18 protein-coding genes are annotated in these 23,490 nt (G+C 67.1%); 3 read left to right on the top strand and 15 right to left on the bottom strand.

Going from position 1 to position 23,490, the window contains the following annotated elements:
- Nucleotides 1-139: 139 nt before the first annotated feature.
- From AC1DBN_RS07510 to AC1DBN_RS07485, 6 genes are all read right to left on the bottom strand, one after another.
- Nucleotides 140-547, bottom strand: a complete 408-nt coding sequence (locus AC1DBN_RS07510) for a DUF779 domain-containing protein (protein ID WP_091722192.1) — start codon at nucleotides 545-547, stop codon at nucleotides 140-142.
- Nucleotides 547-1,569, bottom strand: a complete 1,023-nt coding sequence (gene adhP / locus AC1DBN_RS07505; protein WP_172829992.1) for an alcohol dehydrogenase AdhP — start codon at nucleotides 1,567-1,569, stop codon at nucleotides 547-549. The genes AC1DBN_RS07510 and adhP overlap by 1 nt, the downstream gene beginning before the upstream one ends.
- Nucleotides 1,570-1,606: 37 nt before the next feature.
- The gene (gene exaC, locus AC1DBN_RS07500; RefSeq protein WP_091722197.1) at nucleotides 1,607-3,130 is read right to left on the bottom strand and encodes an acetaldehyde dehydrogenase ExaC; all 1,524 of its coding nucleotides are present in this window, start codon (nucleotides 3,128-3,130) and stop codon (nucleotides 1,607-1,609) included.
- A gap of 148 nt (nucleotides 3,131-3,278) precedes the next feature.
- A complete protein-coding gene (locus AC1DBN_RS07495) occupies nucleotides 3,279-4,625 on the bottom strand; it encodes a helix-turn-helix domain-containing protein (protein WP_477722916.1) in 1,347 nt (448 codons plus the stop codon).
- A gap of 111 nt (nucleotides 4,626-4,736) precedes the next feature.
- Entirely contained in the window at nucleotides 4,737-6,209 is a 1,473-nt protein-coding gene (locus AC1DBN_RS07490; RefSeq protein ID WP_407681220.1) for an FAD-dependent oxidoreductase, read from the bottom strand.
- 52 nt (nucleotides 6,210-6,261) lie between these two features.
- Nucleotides 6,262-7,260, bottom strand: a complete 999-nt coding sequence (locus AC1DBN_RS07485) for a DNA topoisomerase IB (RefSeq protein WP_477722915.1) — start codon at nucleotides 7,258-7,260, stop codon at nucleotides 6,262-6,264.
- Nucleotides 7,261-7,364: 104 nt separating this feature from the next.
- Between AC1DBN_RS07485 and rarD the strand changes: the two genes are divergently transcribed.
- The gene (rarD, locus tag AC1DBN_RS07480; RefSeq protein ID WP_091722207.1) at nucleotides 7,365-8,387 is read left to right on the top strand and encodes an EamA family transporter RarD; all 1,023 of its coding nucleotides are present in this window, start codon (nucleotides 7,365-7,367) and stop codon (nucleotides 8,385-8,387) included.
- Nucleotides 8,388-8,397: 10 nt separating this feature from the next.
- On the opposite strand, the gene AC1DBN_RS07475 is transcribed toward rarD, so the two are convergent.
- The 7 genes from AC1DBN_RS07475 to AC1DBN_RS07445 all read right to left on the bottom strand — a co-directional run bounded on the left by AC1DBN_RS07475 (nucleotide 8,398) and on the right by AC1DBN_RS07445 (nucleotide 18,888).
- Entirely contained in the window at nucleotides 8,398-10,083 is a 1,686-nt protein-coding gene (locus tag AC1DBN_RS07475; protein ID WP_091722210.1) for an endo-1,4-beta-xylanase, read from the bottom strand.
- Nucleotides 10,084-10,125: 42 nt separating this feature from the next.
- A complete protein-coding gene (locus tag AC1DBN_RS07470) occupies nucleotides 10,126-11,919 on the bottom strand; it encodes a polysaccharide deacetylase family protein (protein WP_157693484.1) in 1,794 nt (597 codons plus the stop codon).
- 56 nt (nucleotides 11,920-11,975) lie between these two features.
- Nucleotides 11,976-13,778, bottom strand: coding sequence for a polysaccharide deacetylase family protein (locus tag AC1DBN_RS07465; RefSeq protein ID WP_477722914.1), 1,803 nt, complete (start codon nucleotides 13,776-13,778; stop codon nucleotides 11,976-11,978).
- Complete coding sequence (locus tag AC1DBN_RS07460; protein WP_091722218.1) at nucleotides 13,768-15,105, bottom strand: glycosyltransferase family 2 protein; 1,338 nt, start codon at nucleotides 15,103-15,105, stop codon at nucleotides 13,768-13,770. Before AC1DBN_RS07460 ends, AC1DBN_RS07465 begins: the two co-directional genes overlap by 11 nt.
- A 2-nt stretch (nucleotides 15,106-15,107) precedes the next feature.
- Nucleotides 15,108-15,533, bottom strand: coding sequence for a hypothetical protein (locus AC1DBN_RS07455; protein WP_091722221.1), 426 nt, complete (start codon nucleotides 15,531-15,533; stop codon nucleotides 15,108-15,110).
- Nucleotides 15,534-16,072: 539 nt separating this feature from the next.
- Nucleotides 16,073-17,443 (bottom strand): 4-aminobutyrate--2-oxoglutarate transaminase, encoded by a 1,371-nt coding sequence (gene gabT / locus AC1DBN_RS07450; RefSeq protein WP_477722913.1) that lies wholly within the window; start codon nucleotides 17,441-17,443, stop codon nucleotides 16,073-16,075.
- A gap of 14 nt (nucleotides 17,444-17,457) precedes the next feature.
- Nucleotides 17,458-18,888, bottom strand: coding sequence for an aminobutyraldehyde dehydrogenase (locus AC1DBN_RS07445; protein WP_091724078.1), 1,431 nt, complete (start codon nucleotides 18,886-18,888; stop codon nucleotides 17,458-17,460).
- A 166-nt stretch (nucleotides 18,889-19,054) separates the two neighbouring features.
- On the opposite strand from AC1DBN_RS07445, the gene AC1DBN_RS07440 reads away from it, so the two are divergent.
- On the top strand, nucleotides 19,055-20,491 hold the full coding sequence (locus AC1DBN_RS07440) for a PucR family transcriptional regulator (RefSeq protein WP_477722912.1): 1,437 nt from the start codon (nucleotides 19,055-19,057) through the stop codon (nucleotides 20,489-20,491).
- Nucleotides 20,492-20,527: 36 nt separating this feature from the next.
- Here AC1DBN_RS07440 and AC1DBN_RS07435 read toward each other — a convergent pair whose 3' ends face one another.
- The gene (locus AC1DBN_RS07435; protein ID WP_477722911.1) at nucleotides 20,528-20,827 is read right to left on the bottom strand and encodes a helix-turn-helix domain-containing protein; all 300 of its coding nucleotides are present in this window, start codon (nucleotides 20,825-20,827) and stop codon (nucleotides 20,528-20,530) included.
- A gap of 113 nt (nucleotides 20,828-20,940) precedes the next feature.
- Here AC1DBN_RS07435 and map point away from each other — a divergent pair, with 113 nt between their 5' ends.
- Nucleotides 20,941-21,723: a type I methionyl aminopeptidase gene (gene map, locus AC1DBN_RS07430; RefSeq protein ID WP_091722230.1), complete on the top strand. Its 783-nt coding sequence runs from the start codon at nucleotides 20,941-20,943 to the stop codon at nucleotides 21,721-21,723.
- A gap of 73 nt (nucleotides 21,724-21,796) precedes the next feature.
- Here the strand turns inward: map and AC1DBN_RS07425 are convergent, their stop codons facing one another.
- Nucleotides 21,797-23,419 carry a CYTH and CHAD domain-containing protein gene (locus AC1DBN_RS07425; protein WP_477722910.1) on the bottom strand — a complete coding sequence of 541 codons (1,623 nt, stop codon included), beginning with the start codon at nucleotides 23,417-23,419 and terminating at the stop codon, nucleotides 21,797-21,799.
- Nucleotides 23,420-23,490: the final 71 nt, after the last annotated feature.

Genomic DNA, 23,490 nt, shown 5'->3' with positions numbered 1-23,490 from the left:
ATCCAGTGGACGGTCACAATCGTCCCGAATAGTGAGACGACCAAAGTGCAGAACTTTGTTCTGCCAAAAGCGCTTGGGACCCTCGAAATGAGGGGCCCAAACGCTTTTGAACCGAATCAATGGATTCGCCGGTTTCTGCCTAGGCCGGCCAGTCCATCAGGGTTGAGCGGATGAGGAAGCGCTTGCCTTCCGGCGCCTCCACGGAGAAGCCGCTGCCCCTGCCGGGTACCACGTCCACCGTCAGGTGGGTGTGGCTCCAGTAGTTGAACTGCTCCCGGGACATCCAGAATTCGAGGGGCTGCGGCTCCAGCCCGTCGGACAGGTCGAACAGCCCCAGCAGGACATCCGCGTCGCCGGTCAGGAAGTCCCCGGCCGGATAGCACATCGGCGAGGATCCATCGCAGCAACCGCCGGACTGGTGGAACATCAGCGGCCCGTGCTGCACCCACAGCAGGCGCAGCAGGTCTGCAGCGTCCGGCGTAAGCGCCACCCGGGAGAAGTCCTCCCCGGGCATCGTCACGGCGGCCTGCAGGCTGTCCGGGGACATCAGAACCTCAGGACCACGCGGCCGTCGATCTTTGCGTGCTTCATCTCATCGAAGACCGCGTTGACCTCGGACAATTCCCGGACTGAGACGGTGGGGTGGATCTTTCCCTGGGCGTAGAAGTCCAGGGCCTCCTCCAGGTCCTGCCGGGTACCCACGATGGAGCCGCGGACGGTCAGGCCCTTGAGCACAATCTCGAAGATCGGCGCCGGGAAATCGCCCGGCGGCAGCCCGTTGAACACAATGGTGCCGCCACGGCGGGCCATGCCGATGGCCTGCCCGAACGCTGAAGGGTGCACCGCGGTAACCAGCACCCCATGGCAACCTCCTGTCTCGCGCTGGATCACCTCCGCCGGGTCCTCATGCAGGGCATTGACCGTCAGGGCCGCCCCGTGGGCCTTCGCCAGGGCGAGCTTGTCATCGGCGATGTCGACGGCGGCCACCCGAAGGCCCATGGCCACGGCGTACTGCACGGCAATATGGCCCAGCCCGCCGATCCCGGAGATGGTGACCCACTGTCCGGGCTGCGCCTCCGTCATCTTCAGGCCCTTGTAGACGGTGACGCCGGCGCAGAGCACCGGCGCCACCTCGACGGGGTCGGATCCCGCCGGTATGCGGGCGGCGTACCGGGTGTTGACGAGCATGTACTCGCCAAAGGACCCGTCCACGCTGTAGCCACCGTTCTTTTGTGCCTCGCACAGGGTCTCCCAGCCAGTGCGGCAGTACTGGCAGTCACCGCAGGCGGACCACAGCCAGGCGTTGCCCACCATGTCGCCGACGGCGAGGTCGGTGACGCCTGCGCCGAGGGCCACCACTTCACCGACGCCTTCGTGGCCGGGCACGAACGGCGGCGTGGGCTTGACGGGCCAGTCGCCTTCCGCTGCATGGAGATCGGTGTGGCACACACCGGTGGTGAGGACCTTCACCAGGGCCTCCCCCGGACCCGGGGTGGGGATGGGCAGTTCCTGGACCTGGAGCTCGGTACCGAAGGTGTTGACCACTGCTGCTTGCATTGTCGTCGTCATTGGCGATCCTTGCGTTGATGGAGGTGTGGATCCGGGCTTAGAAGAAGCCCAGCTTGTTCTCGTTGTAGCTGACCAGCAGGTTCTTGGTCTGCTGGTAGTGGTCCAGCATCATCGCGTGGTTCTCGCGGCCGATGCCTGAGGACTTGTAGCCGCCGAACGCGGCACCCGCCGGGTAGGCGTGGTAGTTGTTGACCCAGACGCGGCCGGCCTGGATTTCGCGGCCCGCCCGGTAGGCGATGTTGCCGTTGCGGGACCAGACGCCGGCACCGAGCCCGTAGAGGGTGTCGTTGGCGATGCCCATGGCGTCGTTGTAGTCGCTGAACTTCGTCACTGCCACCACGGGTCCGAAGATCTCCTCCTGGAAGATCCGCATCCGGTTGTGGCCTTCGAAGACGGTGGGCTGGACGTAGAAGCCGCCGGCCAGGTCGCCGGGCAGGTCGGCGCGGGCGCCGCCGGTGAGGATCTTTGCGCCCTCCTGCTTTCCGATGTCGATGTAGGAGAGGATCTTCTCCAGCTGGTCGTTCGAGGCCTGCGCGCCCACCTGGGTCTCGGTGTCCAACGGGTTGCCCTGCACCATTTTCTCGACGCGGGCCACGGCGTCGGCCATGAAGGAGTCGTAAATGTCTTCCTGCACCAGGGCGCGGGACGGGCAGGTGCAGACTTCGCCCTGGTTGAAGGCGAACAGGGCGAACCCTTCCTGGGCCTTGTCGTAGAAGGCGTCGTTTGCCTGGGCGACGTCGCCGAAGAAGATGTTCGGGCTCTTGCCGCCGAGCTCCAGGGTGACCGGGATCAGGTTCTGGCTGGCGTACTGGCTGATCAGGCGGCCGGTAGTGGTTTCGCCGGTGAAGGCGATCTTGCGGATCCGGGAGCTGGAGGCGAGGGGTTTGCCGGCCTCCACGCCGAAGCCGTTGACCACGTTGACCACGCCGGCGGGCAGCAGGTCGCCGATGAGCTCCATGAGGACCAGGATGGACGACGGCGTCTGCTCGGCGGGCTTGAGCACCACGGCATTGCCGGCGGCCAGCGCGGGAGCCAGCTTCCAGACGGCCATCAGGATGGGGAAGTTCCAGGGGATGATCTGGCCCACCACACCCAGCGGCTCGTGGAAGTGGTACGCGGTGGTGTCGTCGTCGAGCTGTGAAAGTGAGCCTTCCTGGGCCCGGACCGCCGAGGCGAAGTAGCGGAAGTGGTCGGCGGCGAGCGGGAGGTCGGCGTTGAGGGTTTCGCGGACGGGCTTGCCGTTGTCCCAGGATTCGGCGACGGCCAGCATTTCGAGGTTTTCGTCGATGCGGTCCGCGATCCTGTTCAGGATGGCGGCGCGCTCGGCCACGGACGTCTTGCCCCAGGACGGTGCAACCTTGTGTGCGGCGTCGAGCGCGAGTTCGATGTCCTCTGCGGTGCCGCGGGCCACTTCGCAGAACGCCTTGCCCGTCACCGGGGTGATGTTTTCGAAGTACTGGCCCTTGACCGGGGCCACCCATTCGCCGCCGATCCAGTTCTCGTAACGGTCCTTGAAGGTGACCTTCGAGCCCTCGGTACCCGGCTGTGCGTAAACGGTCATTGCGTAGCTCCTTTGCTGTGCAGAAGGCTTTCCCGTACGGGATGAGCCGATGCAGCCAGCGTAGGAGCAGGGGGGTTGCAGCAACGTTGCAACAAGGTGACGCAGGTCACCGCAACCTTTTGGGGCGCGTACGACGGCGCGCCACGCCTTAGGCGCTGAGTTCGGCTTCCAGCCGTTCCAGTTCGGCGACGACGGCGGCGCGCTTGGGTGAGCGCGGCGGCAGGAGGCGGAGCGCAGCACGGCGGATCCCGACGTCGTCCCTTGCCTCGGGGAGCGCGGCGTAGCGGAGCAGCGAATCGGCACTGCCATCGGTAAGGACAGCCTCGCGCAGGAGTGACGAGACCTTGTTCCGGAGATCGGCGATGCCCGGCGCCTCGGACCTGGGCAGCACTGCGCCCCGGTAGATTTCCAGCGCAATGCGGTGGGCGCCGCGCTGCAGGCAGCTGAGCACCTGGCCGCTGTCCGGCACCAGGTCCAGCGGGAGCCGGTAGGGCCGGGATTCGGGCACGGCGCCGGGGTCGAGCTGTTGCAGGACCTTCCGCAGGCGCACCATTTCGGCCCGCAGGGTGATGCTGGAACCCTCGGCCGGGTAGAGCAGGACGCACAGTTCCTCGGCGCTCAGCCCGTCCGGGTGCGTGCTCAGCAGGGCCAGGATCTCGCTGTGCCGGGCGGACAACGCAACTGTCTTGCCGTCGATGCTCAGCAGTGCCTGGTCACGTCCCAGCAACTGGAGGCTGTTACGGTACAGGCTCCCCTCCCGGGCGCCGGCCCCCGGTGCGCGGGCCGCGGATGCCGTGGACCGGCGTCGTACGGGCGTGGCCGCCAGCTGCGCCGCGGCCTGGAGCCGCTCCACCCGCAGCTGCGCCTGGGCTGCCGCCACGGTGGCCTCCACCAGGGACAGGGTGTGCGGGGCCACCGCGGCCGCCGTTCCGGTGATGTCCACAACCCCCAGCAGCGCGCCGGAATCGGGGTCGTGGAAGGGGACGGCAGTGCAGCTCCAGGGATGGACGGCCCGCTGGTAGTGCTCGGCGCCGGCGATCTGGATCCCGCGGCCCAGCGCCAGGGCAGTGCCCGGGGCGCTGGTGCCGACCGTAGCTTCGGACCAGTCGGCGCCGGCAACGAACATCATGCCTTCCGCGCGGCGCTGCAGGGACGGATCCCCGTCCACCCACAGCAGCCGGCCCACCTCGTCGCCCACCGCCACCAGGAGCCCGGTGTCGTGGCTGGGCTGGACCAGCAGCTTGTTGATGACCGGCATGATGGTGGCCAGCGGATGCCGGCTCCGGTAGTCCTCAAGCTCGTCGTGGTCCATGGCCAGCGGCGCGGCGGGGTTGTCCGGGTTGGCCTTGAACCCGGCCGAGCGCAGCCAGGACTCTCTGATCAGCGAGCGCAGGCCGGGAATGTCGGGAGCATCAGGAAAGCGGCCGCCATCGAGTTTCTCGTGGGCGGCGAGGGCACTGCGCTGCAGCGGCTCCGGCTGGGTGAGGTTCTTCATCGAACTCCTGTGCTGCTGTGCTGCTGTGCTGTCTTAGGACACGGCGTCAGCACGCCGGCCAAGGGATGCTCGCCATTGTAGCGGGCACCGGTCCCCGGCGGGAGCGGGGCCTCAGCCGCGGGAAATGCGGATCATGTCCTCGCGCGGAACCACCTTGATGCGCTCGCGGACCACGTGATCCAGGCCTTCCGGTCCGGTCCAGGCGGCGCCGAGGCCTGCCTCGTGGGCATCGAGCCTGTTCCAGCCCTCCCACGTGGTGTACTCGATGCCGCGTTCCTCCAGCAGGTCGATGATTGCCTGCGGGTCGGGGTTGCTGGCCGCCGGCAGCGTGAGGCGGTCTTCCAGCAGGAAGCCGATGGTTTCCAGGGCATCGCCCTTGGTGTGGCCGATGAGCCCTACCGGGCCGCGTTTGATCCAGCCGGTGGCGTAGATGCCCGGGACGGGGTTGCCTGCGGCGTCCAGCACCCGGCCGCCCTCGTTGGGGATGACGCCGCGTTTGGCGTCGTATTCCAGTTCGTCCAGCGCCGAGCCGTGGTAGCCGATGGCGCGGTAGACGGCCTGGACCGGGTACTCCACGTACTCCCCCGTGCCCTTGGCATTGCCGGTGCCATCGAGCTGCATGCGCTCGAATTTGATGCCCGCCACCTTGCCGCCGGCGGAGTCCCCGCCCTCCGGAAGTATCTCCACGGGGCTGTGCAGGAAGTGCAGGTGCAGCCTGCGGGAGGAGGGATTCTCGGATTCCGCGTGCTCCTCCACCAGCCAGTTGGTGAGCGTGTTCACCATGGTCTTGATCTGGTTGTTGCTGCGGATGGCCTCGTCCGAGGCTTCGTCGAACTCGAAGTCCTCGGGGTACAGGACGATGTCCACATCATTCATATGGCTGAGTTCGCGCAGTTCCAGCGGGGTGAACTTCACCTGTGCCGGGCCGCGGCGGCCGAAGACGTGCACGTCCGTGACCGGTGAAGATTTCAGTCCCTGGTAGACGTTGTCCGGGATTTCCGTGGTGAGGAGCTCCTCCGGGTGCTTGACCAGCATGCGGGCCACATCCAGGGCCACGTTGCCGTTGCCGATGACGGCGATTTCCTTGGCCTCCAGCGGCCAGTCACGCGGAACGTCCGGGTGGCCGTCGTACCAGGAGACGAAGTCCGCGCCGCCGAAGGATCCCTGGAGGGTGATGCCCGGAATGTCCAGGTCCGCGTCCTTGATGGCCCCCGTGGAGAAGATCACGGCGTCATAGAAGGCGCGGAAATCGTGGAGGGTGAGGTCGCGGCCGTACGTCACGTTGCCCAGGAAGCGGATGTCGCCGCGGTCCAGGACCTTGTGCAGGGCGTTGACGATGCCCTTGATGCGGGGGTGGTCCGGGGCCACGCCGTAGCGGATCAGGCCGTAGGGTGCGGGATAGGCCTCGAACAGGTCGATGCTGACCTCGAAGTCTCCGTCCTTCACGCCGCTGGACTTGGTGAGGATGTCCGCAGCATAGACGCCCGCCGGTCCTGCGCCCACAATGGCGACGCGGAGGGGACGGGTGGAGCTGGTAGCGCTGGGAGTGGACACCGGGAGCCCTTCTGGCCTGATCACATGCATGATTCGCGGGGTGCGCCTCGTTGGGTGGCGCAACAGCTTCCCATTCTAGGCCTCAGCCGCTTTTCGCCAGCGGTACAACGTCACCTTCGCGGTACAGCAGGGCGCGGAGCTCAGCTTCGGCGGACTCGATCCGGTGGGGGTCGATGGTTTCGCCGTCGTTGAAGTGGTCCACGACGCGCGGGTCCACGTAGCTCTTGCGGGCAATCGACGGCGTGTTCCCCAGTACCTCGGCCGCGTCCATCATGGCCCGGCTGACAGCCCGCTTCCGCTTGGCCACGGTTGGTTGCGTTCCGGTCCGGGCCAGGCTGGCCGCCGCTGCCAGGGTGCCGCGCAGGGTGCGGAAGTCCTTCGCCGTGAAGTCGGAGCCGGTGCGTTCCTTGACGTAGGCGTTGATGTCCGCGCTGGTGACCGGCCGCCAGCTCCGGCCGTCTTTGTAGGCCAGCAGCCGGGCGTTGCCACCGCGCCGTTTGAGCAGCGGCACCAGGGCGGCGAGGTCGGCGTCGCGGATTTCGGACTCCCAGTCCTTGCCGCTTTTGGCCGGGAAGCTGAGCAGGATCCGGTCCTTGCGCACCTGGACGTGGGCGCACAGCAGTGTGGCCAGTCCGCGGCTGCCGTTCTCGTTGGTGTACCGCTCCGATCCCACCCGCAGGGACCCGCTGTCCAGCATCCGGAAGGCTCCGGCCAGCACGCGTTCGCGCGTGAACCCTTCGCTGCGCAGGTCCATGGTGACCCGGCGGCGGGCTACCGGCAGCGACTCGGCGAGCTGCAGCGAACGGTCGAACTTGAGCCGGTCCTTCCGCTCCCGCCATTGCGGGTGGTAGATGTACTGCCGGCGGCCCACAGCGTCCACGCCCGTGGCCTGGATGTGCCCGTTTTCGAACGGGGCAATCCACACGTCGGTCCACGCCGGCGGAATACCGATGCTTTCCAGCCGCTCCCGCACCGGGCCTGGCGGCAGCGTTGATCCGTCAAGGTCCCGGTAGCTGAAACCTTTTCCGGCGGCAATCCGGCGGTAGCCACGGCCCGAGGCGTTGCTGCGCCGGAGCCTCATGGGGCCACGTCCGGCAGGTAGGCACAATCCATGAAAGCAAGCGTACTGACTAATTGCCGGATTTCGGACCCGCCGCTTGGAATACCGTGCCCGCTGCTGATGTTATGGGTTCCGTGCCGAACCCCGATGCTTCCTCCTCCCCCGCCTCTCATCCCCCTGCTACTGCCCCGGCCCGTTCGGACGCGGCGGCCACCAAGGCCGCGGACAAGGACACGACGGCGGGAATCCTCTTCGGCATCGGAGCGTACGGGCTGTGGGGGCTGCTCCCGCTGTACTTCTTCGTGCTCAAGCCCGCCGGCGCCGTCGAAATCGTGGCCAACCGCGTGGTGTGGTCCCTGCTGTTCTGCGCCCTGCTGGTCACGGTGACCAGGGCGTGGCCCGCCCTGATCGCCGCACTCCGCAACCGGGCAGTCTTCGGTTCCCTGGCGCTGGCGGCCTTCCTGATCGCCGTCAACTGGCTCACGTATACGTACGGTGTGACCACCAACCAGGCGGTGGAAACCTCGCTGGGCTACTTCATCAACCCGCTGGTCTCCGTGCTGCTCGGCGTGTTCGTCCTCAAGGAGAAGCTGCGGCCTCTGCAGTGGGCCGCCGTCGTCATCGGTTTCATTGCGGTGGGGGTGCTCACCTACTCCTACGGCAAGCTGCCCTGGATTGCGCTGACGCTGGCGTTCAGTTTTGGCCTGTACGGCTTCGTGAAGAAGCGAGTGGGCCCCCGGGTGGACGCAGTGACAAGCCTCAGCGTGGAAACCGTGGTGCTGGCACCGTTCGCGGCCGCCGCCATGGTGGCCCTCGGCGTTTCGGGTGCCGCCACCCTGACCACCCAGGGTGCCGGGCACTTCTGGCTTCTGCTGGCCTCCGGGGTGATCACCGCGGTTCCCCTGATCTTCTTCGGCGCTTCCGCGCGCCGGCTGCCGATGACCACCATCGGCCTGCTGCAGTATTTCGCCCCGGTCCTGCAGTTCATCGTGGCGCTGGTGGTGTTCCGTGAAGCCATGACCACGGAGCGCTGGATCGGCTTTGGCGTGGTGTGGGTGGCGCTGCTGCTGCTCACCGTGGACATGCTTCGAACCGCCCGGACCAACGCGCTGTCCAAACGTCGGACTCCGGTGCGGGCTGCCGGCTGAACGGCCAGGGTCAGCCGCCCAGCGCTTTCCGCATCGCGTCATAGGGCGGGGTCGGCTTCCCGTTTTCGAACAGGTAGTCGTGGCCTTGCTGCAGGCTGCCGTCGTCGTCGATCAGCCAGTCGTACCGGTTGTCCACGCCCCAGGTGGTGTAAGAGACGCAGGCGCTGGAGCGCAGGCAGGTGGCCAGGACGGTGGCGTACTGCTCGGCCTGGACGTCCGTGCCGTCGTCGTCGGCCACGTCGTTTTCCGAGATGCGGACGTGCAGCCCGGCGTCCTTGAAGTTCCGCAGTGTCTTGGTGAGCTCGCCGGCCGGGATGGCATCGGTTTCGAGGTTGTAGACGTGGGCCTGGAGGCCCACGCCGTAAATGTGCCCGCCCACCGCATTCGTGTCCAGGGCGAGTTTGAGCAGCGCGTCCTGGCGGCGCCCCGGAACGTCCGCCCCGTTCTCGTTGATGTACTGCTTCACCTGCGGATCGGCCGCGTAGACGGCCTGGGATACGACGGCCGGGTAGGCCGGTCCGAAGACGCGATACCAGATGTTCTGCTGCAAGCCCGTGCCTTGGTCGACGTCAAAGGGTTCATTGACGACGTCCAGCGAATCGAGCCGGCCCCTGAAATGCGTCACGACGGCGGTGACGTAGTCGAGCAGGGCCTGTGCACTGACGCTGCGCTCCGCTTCGGTGCCCGCGGGAAGTTCCTGCATCCAGCGGGGCATTGCCTCCGTGAAGGCAATGGTGTGGCCGTGCACGGCCATGCCCTTGCTTTCGGCGACCGCAAGGATCGCGTCCGCCTCTTCGAAGGTGTAGGTTCCCTGCTGCGGGGAAAGATTCTGCGCCTTCATGGCGTTCTCCGGGGTGATGGCGCCGAAATTCCCTACGAGCACCCGCCCGTAGTCGGCGTCCGAGGCCAGCGGGCCGAGTGCCACCGCGGCACCGATCCTGAAGTCCGGACGAATCCGTGCGGCCAGCGCCTGCAGGCCATCGGGCAGCTGGCTTGCCTGCTCGACGGCGGGGCCCGCGGTGCTGAGTGAGGCGCCGCCGGGAGCGGTGGCGGTGAGGGAGCTGACCTGGAACGAGCCGCCGTCGCTCGCGAGTCCCAGCCACAGCTGCCCGGAGCCGAAGATGCCGCGAAGGGACTGCGACAGCACAGTGTCCCCTCCGCTGGCCACCTCGAGCTTGTCCCCTGACCGGCGCACCGTAAGTTCGGCCCCGGGGTCCTGGAGCTTGACGCGCTCATCGTGTGCCGGCTGGGGATTTGTGACGGACTTCTGGCGTGAGCCGTCAAACACCGCGATGTCCAGGTCATCGCCGCGCAGGGTGAGCCGAAGGCCGGCGGGTTCAATCCGGAATTCGTCGGCGATCACCGGAGGGCTGTCGTAGACGGTCAGGGAAGCATCGGCCGTCACGTCGGTGAACGCTGCGCTGAGGCTGAAGTCGCCTGTGGCCACGAGGTGGGTTCCGGCCAGGTTGACCGGCGGGTTGGGCTGGCCTCCCCCGCCGTCCTGTTCCACGATGCTCCGTGAGGTGGCCGCCACCCGCAACCCGCCGCCGTCGGGCGTCACCCCGGGCGTGTGCTGCCAGTCCTGCTGAAGCAGGTCCACCACCATGTCAGGCTCCGGGTTGTCCGGCGTGCAGCCGGCAAGGGCGAGCAGGATGCCGGACGCCAGCACGATCACTGCGCGCGGGCGCCAGGCCATCCTGTTTCCTCCCATATGGTGACCTCAATCCTGGAGCGGGCGTCAGGGCCTGGTCCAGCGGACGTCGTCGAAATATGCCTGCAGTCCGGAGTTGGCCTGGACGATGACCTGCAAGCTTGCCTTCGCCACCGCGGTGGTGCTTGGCGAGTAGGTCAGGTCCACGTTGGTCACTCCTGAGGCCGCCACGCCGAGTTTGTACTGCCCGGAGATCCATTGTCCGGCCGCGTTGTACTCGTCGATGTAGAAGCCCACCTCACCGCTGGTGCGGGCTGTGACGTTCAGGTACCCGGCAATGTTGTAGGCCCCTGCAGTCACCGCCACCTGGGGTGAGAACAGGTGCTTGTTCGCCGTTGTGGCCGTCAGTTTGACGGAGTTGACCGGGTTGGCGGGGCTCCCGTGGTTGGCTGCGTCCGCCACGATGGTGGGCGCGGAGTCGGTGGTCCAGCCCGAGCCGATGCCGGCGTCGAAGGTGCCGTTGGCCACCAGGTTGGTGGACGTTGGCGGCGGCGGGGTGGTCCCTGCGGTCAGTGCGAGCAGCTGCACGTTATCCAGGTAGGCCGTGATGCCGGTGCCTGTCACCCACACTTGGAGGCTCGCCTTGGCCACATTGGTGGAGCTGGGCGTGTAGGTGAAGTTCATGGCCTCCACCCACCTGGTGTTCTCGCGCTTGCGGAACTGTCCGGAGATCCACTGCCCGGCCGCGTTGTATTCGTCCACGTAGAAGCCCACTTCGCCGGTGGTGATGGCGGCGACGTTCAGGTAGGACTTGAACAGGTAGTTCGTGGTCGGTGACACCGCCACGGCCGGTGAGAACAGGTGCCCCGTGGCCGTCCCGGAAACCATCTTGATGGACCGGGCCGCGTCCGGGAAGCTGCCGTTGGTCGCGGCGTCGGCAGTGATGGCGGCGGGTGCATCGGTGCGCCATCCGTCGGCGATTCCGGTGTTGAACGTCGGGTTGGGCATCAGGTTCGGTGAACCGGTGACAAGGCCTTTGCTGACGTTGACGTTGCGGATTTGCCCGGCCGACACCTTGGTCTTCACGTAGGCGGCGAGCTGGTCCAGTTCCGCGGTGCCGTACTGGTAGTCATCGGGGACCTGGCTCGGGTTGGGCCGGATGTCATGGAACGTGAAGACCACCCATTGCTTGTTGGCGATGGCCGCGTCCACCTGGGCCTTCAGCGCGGCCACCGGTGTGGTGACCTCCTGGACCGGGACGTTGCGGAGCAGGTAGTCGCCGAGGGGCCAGATGTTGTTGCCCGTGTCAGCGAAGCCGCGCATGGAGCTGTAGTACTTGGCTACGCGCGCAATGGTCGGCATGTCGTAGTCGCCGTAGGGCGGCGCAAAGGCCGTGGCGTTGATGCCTTGGGCGGCCAGTGCCGACTTGCTGTTTGCCAGCTGGGCCTCCACCTGGGCTGCAGTCAGCTTGTTCGCCTGGCAGTCATTGCCAACGCTGACGAGGCACTGGTGGTTGACGGTGTGTGATCCGATTTCCCAGCCGTAGGTGTTCTGCAGCTGCAGGATCTGGCTCCACGTCATGTAGGGCACATCGGTGTCGGCGCGGCAGGTGTTGGGTACGGTTGTCATTCCGACGCAGCCGGTGATGACGTAGTTCGTGCCTGTCAGTCCGTACTTCTGGAGGGTCGGTGCTGCCTGCGTCAGTGCGCTTTGGGCACCGTCATCGAAGGTGAAGGACACCAGGGGGCCTGGTGCGGGGTTGTCCACGGCCGCGTTGGCCGCCCCGGGCGTCAGCAGCGCGGCGGCCATGGCCACCACCGCCACCACGGTGCTCATGAGCTTGACGCGCCAGGGCGCCAGGCTGGATCTGGTTCCGGTCATGTGCTGTTCCGTTCTTTTTGTGGCCGGCGGCGCCGGGTTACACCGCCGAAGTCTGGTCAGGGTCCCTGTAGCTTTTCGAAGGCCTGTATCACCGGCTGGACCTCGATGTTGCTGTCGTCAACGAGCTGCAGCTGGGCGGCGAGGACGTCGCTGGTGATGGTGCTCCGGTCCGCGGCGATGCTGTGCTCCTGGGTTCCGGTGGACTGCGGCGTGGCGATCTGGTGGTAGACGAGGATGAGCCATCCGTTCATCCGGGCTGTCTCGGCGAGCGCTTCAGACAGGGTGGCCATGGTGGTCTGGTCGGTCACGTAGAAGACCTTCAGGTCCTGCTTGTCCAGGCTTTGCCGGGTATTGATGCCGTCGTCCGTGCCGCGGACGATGTCGAAGTATTTGTTGGCGTACCAGTCCACCTGCGGGTCGTGGCGGCCGTACGGGGGTGCCAGGTCCCTGGTTTCAAAGCCGGCCGCTGCCAGCGCCTCTTCGCTCTTGCGGACCTGGTCGTCCAGGCGGTCCGTCCCGATGGAGGTCAGGTCCACGTGTTCGTAGCTGTGCGCGGCGATTTCGTGTCCGGCCTGGTGCAGTTGCTGCACTTCGGCTGCAGTCATGAAGTTGGGCGTCTCGATGGAACTGGCGTTGATGTACTGGGTGGACCGGAAACCGTGCTGGTCCAGCAGCGGGAGTGCGCGGTCGTACACCGATTGCCAGCCGTCGTCGAAGGTGATCGAGACCATGGGCTGGCTCCAGCGGAGGGGGCCGGGCTTCGTGGTGTCGGTGAGCGAGTAGTTGCGGACGCTGGTGGTGCCGTCCCCGTGGGCCACCAGCGTGACCATTGCCGAGGTGGCTCCGGCGGGCGCCTGGAACGCCTCGCTGACGGTTGTCCATTCTCCGGCCGGCAGCACGGTCTCAAGGCTTTGGAACGCGCGGCCCCCGTTGGCGAGCTCGAACTCGGCCACCACATCCACCTCGCGGTCGGACCGGTAGGTGGCGCCGAATTCGAAGGACCTGTCACCGGTCACCGGGACGGGCTGGTACTGCCACTTGGCCTCGCCGGACTTGTAGTTTGAGATGCGGGTCCAGAGGTAACTGCCGCCTGGGTCCTGGCTCCGGCCGGACTCCGCCGTCAGTGCCCCGGAGGCATAGGGGGACCATGCATCAGGTCCGGCCGGCTGGATTCCCGTGAGGCCAGGGTTCGGGATCAGGTTCGGCCCGGGCGGCGGGGAGGGCAGGAGCAGGACGTCGCTGGCCGGCTCCAGATAGGCTCCTTCGATCTTGAGTGCGCCGTCCGATGCCAGCCGAAAGACGTACTCGACGGCGATTGTCGCCTCGCCGCTGTCGAAGGCATCGCTCACCGTGTAAGGGGTGTTCCCGGGCCGCTCCAGCGGGTTCCGGAGCTGTTCCAGGACGGTGCTGCCATCGGCCAGAAACCGGCGGGCCAGAAGGGTGAAGTCGGTGTCGCTGGAGGCAAAGGCCTTGAAAAGGTAGGTCTGGTGGGGCTTGACGTCCACGCGGGGGGTTGTCAGCGTGACGTCGCCCGCGGTGTAGCCGGTGATGTCCAGCCGGAGTGCCTGGCTTTGCAGCTCTCCGGCGGCCAGCTCCAGCGAGGTCTCTGCGGTAGCGCTGCGCCGGACGGTCCAGCCGCCCACTTGCCCGGCCGGGTCCGGCTGGCCGGATGCTGCGGGGGTGACCCCGGCCGACGGGTCGAAGGCGGGGAGCAGGTTGGCGCCGGGCCGGGCCTGGGCCATGCTGGCGTTGTCCCGCGTGTACACCAGCCAGCCGGCGGTGATCAGTGCCACCACAGCCATGATGACCACGAGCGGGTTCAACAGCACACGCAGGAACCACCGGCGCTTACGTGGCATTGGCCACCACCAGGCTGCCGGCCCGTTGCGGTGACTTCCACGTGTTGATTTCGGGACGCCGGAAGAGGCCTCGGGAGCGCAGGATGCAGCGAAGCGCCGCCGTCAGCTGCACCAGGTCCATGATGTAGAACAGGAAGTAGGCCGTGGGGGCGTAGACGGAAAGCCGGCTTCGTTCCCGCACTGTCAGGTTCTCGTCCATCCACACGGTGAGCAGGGTGTAGGCCGTGATGGTGGCGTAGGCCCCGAGGATCAACGCAGGGGTGTGCGTGGCCAGCGACCAGTAGACGGCGTACGTCCAGGCCAGTGGCGAGACCAGCAGCGTGAATTCGCTCAGCAGGGCCATGGGCATCCGGTAATAGGTCAGGGTGGGCGTGTACCTGCGGCTCGGGTTCAGCATCATGCCGCGGTACTTGATGAGGTTCTGGATGCTGCCGTACTTCCAGCGGTAGCGCTGCTTGGCCAGGGCGCGGAGCGAGAGCACGCCCTCGGTCTTGGCCACCACGTCGGCACCGTAGAGCATCCGGAAACGCCGGTTGCCAAGGTTGGTGATCTTTGCGCTCAGCCCGATGTCCTCGGTCACGGTGTCGGTGTCGTAGAAGTCCACTTTCCGCAGCACCCGCATCCGGTAGGTGGAGGCCACGCCGCCCACCACGAATTCGGCGTTCAGGAGCGAAAAGAACTTCTTGGAGCGGTAGCCGATCATGTGCTCGAAACGCTGCAGGATGCCGAGCACGGTGGTCTCCTCCAGGATCTGCACGTTGGCGGCGACTCCGGCCACGCACGGATCGTCGAAGTAGGACAGCGCGTTGGTGATGGCTTCCGGACCGATGATCGAATCGGCGTCGAGGGTCATGGCGAACTGGCCGCGGGCGTGCCGGCGGAGCACCGAGTTGAGCGCAGCGCCTTTGCCAATGTTGCGGCGCATCCGGACCAGGTGCAGATCCATGGTGGGGTGCCGCAGCTGGTAGTCGCGGACCAGCCTGCCGGTCAGGTCCGTCGACGCGTCATCGGCGACGAAGACCTCAAAGGACCGGTAGCTGCTTTTGCCGATGGACTCGAGGGTCCTGACGATCACCGCTTCCTCGTTGTGGGCTGCGATGACGATGGATACCAGCCCGGGCACCTCGGGGCGGGCCCGGCGGGTCCAGGTGGCCGATGCAGCGCATTCCGGCTGGAATTCACCGGGTGCCCGCACGCCCCGCATTCCCTTGCGGCGCTGCTGCCAGATGTCGTAGAAGTTGGCGCCCGCCAGGTAGAGGCCGAAGTGCACGACGTAGAGGATGCTGACGCCGGCGAACAGCCAGAAGATGACGAGTGCGAAATCCACGCTCACCCCTCCGTGGAGCTGGCGAGAGCGGGCATCTGCCGGCGCCGGCTGCGGAAGATGCGGCGGTGCACCTGGACGGGCGCGGCCACGGTGGCAGGAACCTCGGCGGGCTGCAGGCCTTCCCGGAAGGCGGCGTCCGCCGCCATGACCTCGATGAGTCCGGCTGGGGAACGCTCAGTCCGGGTTTCCATGGCGGCCACCGGACCGGGCGTCAGAACAGGCGCCGCCAGCGCAGCAGCAAGTGCCCTGCGGGTGGCACCCCTGCGATACATGCCCACGCCAACGAAGCGGATCACCACAGTGAGGACCACCAGCCCCCACAGCACCAGGCTCAGCTGGGCTACGAAATCGAGCAGGCCTTCGAACATGGCCCCGTCCCGGCCGAAGGTGGCCTGTGCGGGCACTGCAAAGCTTTCGATGTCCCTCATCGGAGGCCCTCCCTTGCTGTGTACGACAACTGCATCGCGTCGTTTCCCCTCTGTGTTGTGCAGGATGTCCTTTGCCGGTTTGGGGTGATGCCGCTGCCGCCGCTCGAACCCTGTGCCGCCGTCCGGATGTTGGTAGGCGCTTACTCGCTTCGCTGTGAGGCGTTCGTCATTGTGGAGGGGCTTCGCCGTCCGGAAACTCCTCAAAGATGCACTCCAGGGGCCGCTTTCCGGGGTCCCGGTGTGTCCAAGTTACGAGTAGCTGAGGATGGTTAACACGAGTACCAAGTACTCCAAAAAATTCTTGGGGATACTTACCGCAACCTGCCTTAACTACCGGGTGGTTAGGTGTTTGCCGGGCAGGCAAGTAGGGGGCATTAGGTAGTCCGCCTTCCCCGGCGCGGGGAGTGGGTAGTTACCCCGGTAGAAGGGCACCGAAAACGCGAAAATACTTGTTAACCAAAAAGCAGCACCCCCGCAGTGCGGGGGTGCTGCCGTGGTGCTTGGCGGCCTGCTGTTGAGGCGTTGGCCGTGGTGCCTGCCTAGGCGTTGGCCTTGATGGCGGCGGCCAGGACATCGAGGCCGTCGTTCAGCAACTCATCGGTGATGACCAGCGGCGGGAGCAGCCGGATGACGTTGCCGTAGGTGCCGCAGGTGAGGATGATGACGCCTTCCTTGAGGCAGGCGGCGGCAACGGCCTTGGTCAGTTCCGGGTTGGGCTCCTTGGAGCCGGCCTGGACCAGTTCGATGGCGAGCATTGCGCCGCGGCCGCGGATGTCACCGATCACTGCGGAGCCGGCGCCGGCCAGTTCCTCCTGCAGGGCGCTGAGCCTGGTGGTGGCCAGTTCCTCGATGTGCTTGGCGCGGGCGTTGAGGCCGTACTCCTCCATGGAGCCGATGGAGGCCAGCGCAGCGGCGCAGGCCACCGGGTTGCCGCCGTAGGTGCCGCCGAGGCCGCCCGGGTGGACGGCGTCGAGCAGGTCTGCCCGGCCGGTGATGGCGGACAGCGGCATGCCGCCGGCAATGCCCTTGGCCATGGTGATGATGTCCGGGACGACGCCTTCGTGGTTGACGGCGAACCATTCACCGGTGCGGCAGAAGCCGGACTGGACCTCGTCGGCGATGAAGACGATGCCCTTGTCCTTGGCCCAGGCGGCCAGGGCCGGCAGGAAGCCCTCGGCCGGGACGATGAACCCGCCTTCGCCCTGGATGGGTTCGATGATGATCGCGGCAACCTGGTCGCCGCCGATCTGCTTCTCAATGGCAGTGATGGCGCGCTTGGCTGCCTCGACACCGGTGATCGAGGGGTTTTCCTCGCGGTACGGGTAGCTCATGGGCATCCGGTAGACCTCGGGGGCGAAGGGGCCGAAGTTGGTCTTATACGGCATGGCCTTGGCGGTCAGCGCCATGGTGAGGTTGGTGCGGCCGTGGTAGGCGTGGTCGAAGGCCACGACGGCGTCGCGCCCGGTAGCCAGGCGGGCCACCTTGACCGCGTTTTCCACGGCCTCGGCGCCGGAGTTGAAGAGGACGGTGCGCTTCTCGTGGTCGCCCGGGGTGAGCCGGTTCAGCTGCTCGGCCACAGCCACGTAGCCTTCGTAGGGCGTGACCATGAAGCACGTGTGGGTGAAGTGCTCCACGGCTTCCTTGACGGCACCGACGACGGCGGGATCGGACGCTCCCACGCTGGTCACCGCGATGCCCGAGCCGAGGTCGATGAAGGAGTTGCCGTCGACGTCCTGGATGATGCCGCCGTCAGCGTCCGCCACGTAGACCGGGACGCTGGAGGCGACGCCGGCCGCGACGACCGACTTGCGGCGTTCGGTCAGTGCCACGGACTTGGGGCCGGGGAAGTCGGCCTGGACGCGGCGCTTCTGCTCCAGGCGGTAAGTGATGTCTGCTGCAGTGGTGGTCATGAGGGGTTTTCCTTCTAGGAGTCGAGGGCGGACATGACGTGCTTGATGCGCGTGTAGTCCTCCACGCCGTACATGGAGAGGTCCTTGCCGTAGCCGGACTGTTTGAAGCCGCCGTGGGGCATTTCGGCTGTGAGGAGGATGTGGGTGTTGATCCAGACAGCGCCGAAGTCGAGGTCCCGGCTGAGGCGCATGGCAGTGCCGTGGTCGGTGGTCCAGACGCTGGAGGCGAGGGCGTATTCAACCCCGTTGGCCAGCTCCACGGCTTCCTCCTCAGTGCTGAACTTCTGGACGGTGATAACGGGGCCGAAAGTCTCCTGCTGCACCACGTCATCGGTCTGCTTGGCGCCGGTGATGATGGTGGGCTCGAAGAAGTAGCCCTTCTCCCCCGCCCGGTGGCCGCCGGTTTCGATGCGGCAGTTGGCCGGCAGGTTCTCCACCACGGACGTGACGGCGTTGAAGTGGTTCACGTTGTTCAAAGGCCCGAAGTAGTTGTCTTCGTCGTTCTGCGAACCGGTGTGCAGGGTCCGGGTGTGCTCCACCATGGCGGCGACAACGTCATCGTGCACGGAGTCCTCCACCAGGACGCGGGTGATGGCGGTGCAGTCCTGGCCGGCGTTGAAGAACGCGAATTCGGCGATGGCCGCGGCGCTCTTCTTGATGTCGGCGTCCTTGAAGACGATGGCGGGTGCCTTGCCGCCAAGTTCCAGGTGGGCGCGCTTGAGGCCCTTGGCGGCGCCGGAAGCGACGGCAATGCCGGCGCGGACCGAGCCGGTGATGGACACCAGGCCGGGGACCTTGTGGTCCACCATCATGGCGCCGGTTTTGCCGGTGCCAAGCACCACGTTCAGGACACCTGCCGGCAGGATCTCTCCAGCCAGCCGGGCGAGGACCAGCGTGGACTCCGGGGTGGTGTCCGAGGGCTTGAGGACCACGGTGTTGCCGGCGGCCAGGGCCGGGCCGATCTTCCAGATGGCCATGAGGAACGGGTAGTTCCACGGGGCCACCTGCGCCACCACGCCGATGGGCTCGCGTCGGACGTACGAGGTGTGGCCCTCGAAGTACTCACCGGCGGACTTGCCCTCAAGGATGCGGGCGGCACCGGCGAAGAACCGCAGCTGGTCGGCGCCGGCAGCAACTTCCTCGGACGCGATCAGGGAGCGGACCTGGCCGGTGTTGCGGTGCTGCGCCTCGACGAGTTCGTCGCTGTTGGCCTCGACGGCGTCGGCGAGCTTGAGCAGCATCAGCTGGCGCTGGCCGGGGGTTGCGTGCTTCCAGCTCTTGAACGCCTCCGCGGCAGCAGCCATGGCGGCGTCCACGTCCGCCTGCACAGAGATCGGCGAGTGGGCCACGACTTCCCCGTTGGTGGGGTTGACCACGTCCAGCACCTCGGTGCCGGCGGGGGTGACGAACTTCCCGTTGATGAAGTTCTGCAAGGTTTGGACCACGGTGTGCAACCTCTTTCTTAGGGGCCAACGCGCCCGGCGGAGACCACGGCGGATGGATGGAACTGCCTTGAGCCTATGCCAGCCCCCAACCCGAGTGAATAGCCACCTGCACACCCTTCGCGCAAGGGCTTAGTGCGGTTGTCCAGCATCCCCGTATCCTTGTTCCATGGCCATTTCCCTCGCCGCCCTGCTGGGCGTGAACTCCCTGAAGCTGTCCAAGGCAGGGGTTGCGGAGACCACCTGGCACCAGGACATCAACTGGGTTGCCGTTACGGAGCTGGAAGACCCGCAGCGGTTCCTCAACGGCGGCGAACTGATCCTCACCACGGGGCTGAGATTGAAGTCCGCCCCGGAGCAGCGACGCTTTGTCCGCCAGGTCCAGCGGGCCGGCGCCGTGGGGATCGGATTCGGAGTGGGGCTCTCGCACGAGGCGGTGCCGCCGGCGCTGCTGGCGGAGGCAAACCGCTGGGGCCTGCCCGTGGTGGAAGTCCCGTACGAGACCCCCTTCATCGCCATCACCAAACTGGTGGCGGATGCGCAGTCCGCGGACCACTACTCCAAGCTCGAACGCCTGATCGCCGGGCACCAGATCCTGGCCCGTGCGCTGCTCACCGGCGGCGGCCTCGCCGAACTGCTCAAGCAGCTCGGCAGCATGCTCCGCACGGACATCGCACTCACGCAGTTCACAGCACAGCTGTACAACAGCAGCACCGCCGCCCCCGCAGCCGATGCCTGGTCATCCTTTCCCATCCCCACCGGCCGCCGCGACGCCTGCACGCTCTGGGTCCGCCAGCCGTTCGAGGACACGGGAATCGTGGGCTATGCGCAGAACCTCATCAGCGTGGAGCTGAACAACATGGTCAAGCAGCGGCAGGCGCAGCGTGCCCTGTGCGGCCAAGTGCTCGAGGACGTCATCCACGGCGCCCTTGAGACCAGTGAGGCGCAGCGGAGGCTGGCCGGGGTGGGCATCAACAGCACCCGCAAGAACGTGGTGCTGCTGGCTGTCTCCCCTGCCCACAACAAGGCCTTGGGGAGCACATCGGTTCCGCGTGCGCTGGAAGGAACCGTGGCCGCCGTCGTGGGCAAGGACCTGGTGGTGGTGATCAACGACGACGGCGGCGCGGCGCCGGCCCTGGCGCGCCAGCTCAGCGACCACCTGGCTGAGGCGGGCATCCACGCCACCATCGGCATCGGCGGCGCCTACACGAAGCCGAACGGCCTGCGCTGGAGCTACTTCGAGGCCCGCGATGCCGCAGGCCACGGGCTGCCGGTCAACGAGCCTGAACGGTTGAGCCTGACCTCGCTCCTGCTGGCCAGCGAGGACGTGCCCCTGGCGGACATGGCCCACGAATCGCTGAACCCGCTGCGGGCCTTCGATGCCGCGCACGGCGCCGAGCTGATGACCACGCTGGAGAGCTACCTGACCAACAACGGCTCGGTGGCGGCCGTGGCGGAGCAGCTCACCCTGCACCGGAACACTGTCCGGTACCGGCTGGCCCAGATCACCGAACTGACCGGGTACGATCCCTCGGTCACGGCGGACCGGGTGCAGCTGTGGCTGGCCCTGGCCGTGGCCCGTCTGTCCGCGCGGCAGGGGAAATAGCCGCCCGACCGCGGGGAGCGGGCACGGTGCCGGAGCCTAGGACGCGAGCCGCTGTGGAGCCGTGCGGGCGGTGGCCCGGCCGGTCCCTGACGGCGGTTCATTGATCTCGGCCCACACGGCGTCGAGGGAAAGCCCCAGGACGTCGGCGATGGCCGCAATGGTGGGAAAAGCAGGCGTGGCCACGCGGCCCGACTCGATCTTCCGCAGGGTCTCCGGAGACACCAGGGCGTCGAGCGCCGTCTCAAGCATCGAGCGGTCGCCCCGGGCACGCCGCAGCAGCGCACCGAGGCGCTGTCCGCGCTGGACTTCTTCGGGGGTAAGCGGCAGTCTGACCATAGTTCCAATGATAATACCGGGATAATATGACCGGTATAGTTATTGGCCGTGAACCCTGCTGGAAACACAGGAAGCCACCTACGGAACCAGCCAGCCACCGGAAAGGGCACCGCATGATCGAAATCCTCAACCCCGCCGAGATCGCCAAGGCCCGGGTCACGGGCGCCCTGGTGGCCGACATCCTCCAGGCAATGAAGGGCCGGGCCACCGTGGGTACGAACCTGCTGGAGATCGACCGCTGGACCGCGGAGATGATTACCGAGGCGGGCGCCGAATCCTGCTACGTGGACTACGCACCGTCCTTTGGGCGCGGGCCGTTCGGGCACTACATCTGCACCGGCGTCAATGACGCCGTGCTGCACGGGCTCCCCCGCGACTACGCGCTGGCAGACGGGGACCTGCTGACCCTTGACCTCGCCGTCGTCAAGGACGGCATTGCCGCAGACGCCGCCATCAGCTTCCTGGTGGGCGGTTCAGGGCCAGCCGAAAGCGTGGCCATGATCGATGCCACCGAGCGCGCCCTCGCCGCAGGCATCGCAGCCGCAGGCCCGAATGCCAAGATCGGGGACGTTTCCTACGCCATCGGCCGCGTCCTCACCGATGCCGGCTACCCCATCAACAGGCAGTTCGGCGGCCACGGCATCGGCTCCACCATGCACCAGGATCCGCACGTGCCCAACATGGGCCGGCCCGGACGCGGCTTCAAGCTCCGCCCCGGACTGATGCTTGCGTTGGAACCGTGGATCATGGCGGATACGGCCGAACTCGTCACTGACGCGGACGGCTGGACGCTCCGCAGCTCCACGGGCTGCCGGACGGCGCACACCGAACACACCATCGCCATCACCGAGGACGGGGCCGAGATCCTCACGCTGCCCACGGGAACTCGCCCCTGACCCGCGTTGCGCTATCAGATCGGGTCCCTGACACAGGGTTTCAGGGACCCGATCTGATGACGCAAACAGGGGGTTAGAGGACGCCGCCCCGCAGGAGGTGCCGTGACTTCCTGCGCGCCTTGCGGTACTTCTTCTCCGCTGCGGACATCAGCTCATGCTGCCTGGCCAGCAGGGCCGCAAACGCATCTGCGGCCGCCGGCGGCGCTTCGGAGCCCAGTCCGGCCAGTAGGTCCCGGGCAATGACGGCGTCGTGGTAATCGCCGAGGATCTTCTGCTGCCGGTGCGCGGCCTTGGCTACCTTTCGGGCGCGTTTGCCGCTGACTGCCGCCGCAGATTCTGCGACATGCCGCAGCCGCTTGGCATCCTTGCGCACCTGGTGGAGGGCGGTTTCACGCTCGCTTCCCCGGCGGGCGTGCGAGGCCGCCTTATGGGAACGCCGGATCCGCTTGGCCGCCTTGTCCACCGCTTTCGCCACCGCGCGCCGCCCCGGCTCCACGGCGGTGCCGCGGACCGGCGGGGTGTCCCGGAAATCCTCGAGGCTGTCCAGGAGCCGGAAGTAGCGCTCGGACGCCAGCGCCTCCTGCAGGAGCCGGTACCCGGCGTCGAACGTTGCTCCGGCGCGGCGGTCCAGGAAGTCCCGGGCTGCTTCGGTCCCCTCGCCCGGCGGCAGTTCAGCCACCTGGCCCAGCAAACGGGAGCGCAGCACCTCGGCATCCCGGGGCGCACCGAGCACCCCGCCCAGCCATGAGAGCTCGTCACGCAGGCGACGCACGGGAACGGCACGGTAGAGCTTGCGGTAGGCGGCGAGCGCAGACCGCATCCGGCGGGCGGCCGAGCGCATGTCGTGAATCGCTTCCGGCTCCTCCAAGCGCACTCCGGCGTCGCGCTCAAGAAGCTGATTGAGCTGGCCCGCAAGGAAGACGGTGACGACGGCGGCTGCCGGAGCCTTCTTCCCCGCCAGCAGGGCGGTGCCGCCGCCCGTTTCGCTGCCCGGGACCTTCGCCGTTCCGCCCGCCCCGAGCGCCTTGGCCAGCTTGGACGCGTGGCCGGCCGGGCGGGCGCCGGCGGCGGCGAGGACGTGGCCGGCAGGTTCAAACAGGCTGGCCGATCCATGGACCAGCTCCAGTTCCCATTCGCGCCAGCGCTTCCCGCCGGCGGCCGCGCCGCCGCCGAGGGGTTGGGCGTCCACCCTGTCGTCTGCGAGGTCGGCCAGGTGCACGCCGTCAGGTCCGTAGAGCGGGTAGGTTGTCCGCTCGGTCTTCAGCCGTACCACGGGCACGAGGGGGTTCCCGCGCACAAAGGCCTGCACGTAGGCCAGCAGGCTGTCGGGAACGACGTCGGGCTGGCCCAGCGGGGCGTGCAGCTCGCGCCGCCGCGGGGGTTCGGACTCCGCCTTGGGCGCACCTTCAGGAACGGCGCCCTGCACGAGATTCCGGGGGCCGGCTTCCCCGGGTGACGTCGCTTCCGCCGGAAGCTTAAGGTGCCATCCGGCGTCGGCCCCTCTTGTCCGCCGCCGCAGGGTGATGCGGCAGGACTGCAGGGTCCGCTGGCCTGTGTCGAAGTAGACGGCTTCCAATTCGGCGGTGTGGGCCTCCCCCACCCTCGCTACTCCGGGAAGGTCCTGGAGCTGCGGCACTACGGCATCATCGCCGACGTCGTACTTCTTCTCGACCTCCACTGCCTGCACAGCCTTCACAACCGCTCCTCCCACGCATCCGGTACCGGCTGCGGCCGGATCAGCCGGGCCGCCGGGCTCCCGCTCGCATT

It is taken from the genome of Pseudarthrobacter sp. 10T415 (assembly GCF_056394175.1).
Note: the sequence above shows the minus strand (reverse complement) of the source record. Positions and strands in the feature narration are given on the sequence as shown.

What these genes read in the sequence shown, in the direction of transcription:
- AC1DBN_RS07510 (WP_091722192.1), bottom strand. Translation starts at nt 547, where the DNA reads ATGTCCCCGGACAGCCTGCAGGCCGCCGTGACGATGCCCGGGGAGGAC.
- adhP (WP_172829992.1), bottom strand. Translation starts at nt 1,569, where the DNA reads ATGACGACGACAATGCAAGCAGCAGTGGTCAACACCTTCGGTACCGAG.
- exaC (WP_091722197.1), bottom strand. Translation starts at nt 3,130, where the DNA reads ATGACCGTTTACGCACAGCCGGGTACCGAGGGCTCGAAGGTCACCTTC.
- AC1DBN_RS07495 (WP_477722916.1), bottom strand. Translation starts at nt 4,625, where the DNA reads ATGAAGAACCTCACCCAGCCGGAGCCGCTGCAGCGCAGTGCCCTCGCC.
- AC1DBN_RS07490 (WP_407681220.1), bottom strand. Translation starts at nt 6,209, where the DNA reads ATGCATGTGATCAGGCCAGAAGGGCTCCCGGTGTCCACTCCCAGCGCT.
- AC1DBN_RS07485 (WP_477722915.1), bottom strand. Translation starts at nt 7,260, where the DNA reads ATGAGGCTCCGGCGCAGCAACGCCTCGGGCCGTGGCTACCGCCGGATT.
- rarD (WP_091722207.1), top strand. Translation starts at nt 7,365, where the DNA reads ATGGGTTCCGTGCCGAACCCCGATGCTTCCTCCTCCCCCGCCTCTCAT.
- AC1DBN_RS07475 (WP_091722210.1), bottom strand. Translation starts at nt 10,083, where the DNA reads ATGGCCTGGCGCCCGCGCGCAGTGATCGTGCTGGCGTCCGGCATCCTG.
- AC1DBN_RS07470 (WP_157693484.1), bottom strand. Translation starts at nt 11,919, where the DNA reads ATGACCGGAACCAGATCCAGCCTGGCGCCCTGGCGCGTCAAGCTCATG.
- AC1DBN_RS07465 (WP_477722914.1), bottom strand. Translation starts at nt 13,778, where the DNA reads ATGCCACGTAAGCGCCGGTGGTTCCTGCGTGTGCTGTTGAACCCGCTC.
- AC1DBN_RS07455 (WP_091722221.1), bottom strand. Translation starts at nt 15,533, where the DNA reads ATGAGGGACATCGAAAGCTTTGCAGTGCCCGCACAGGCCACCTTCGGC.
- gabT (WP_477722913.1), bottom strand. Translation starts at nt 17,443, where the DNA reads ATGACCACCACTGCAGCAGACATCACTTACCGCCTGGAGCAGAAGCGC.
- AC1DBN_RS07440 (WP_477722912.1), top strand. Translation starts at nt 19,055, where the DNA reads ATGGCCATTTCCCTCGCCGCCCTGCTGGGCGTGAACTCCCTGAAGCTG.
- AC1DBN_RS07435 (WP_477722911.1), bottom strand. Translation starts at nt 20,827, where the DNA reads ATGGTCAGACTGCCGCTTACCCCCGAAGAAGTCCAGCGCGGACAGCGC.
- map (WP_091722230.1), top strand. Translation starts at nt 20,941, where the DNA reads ATGATCGAAATCCTCAACCCCGCCGAGATCGCCAAGGCCCGGGTCACG.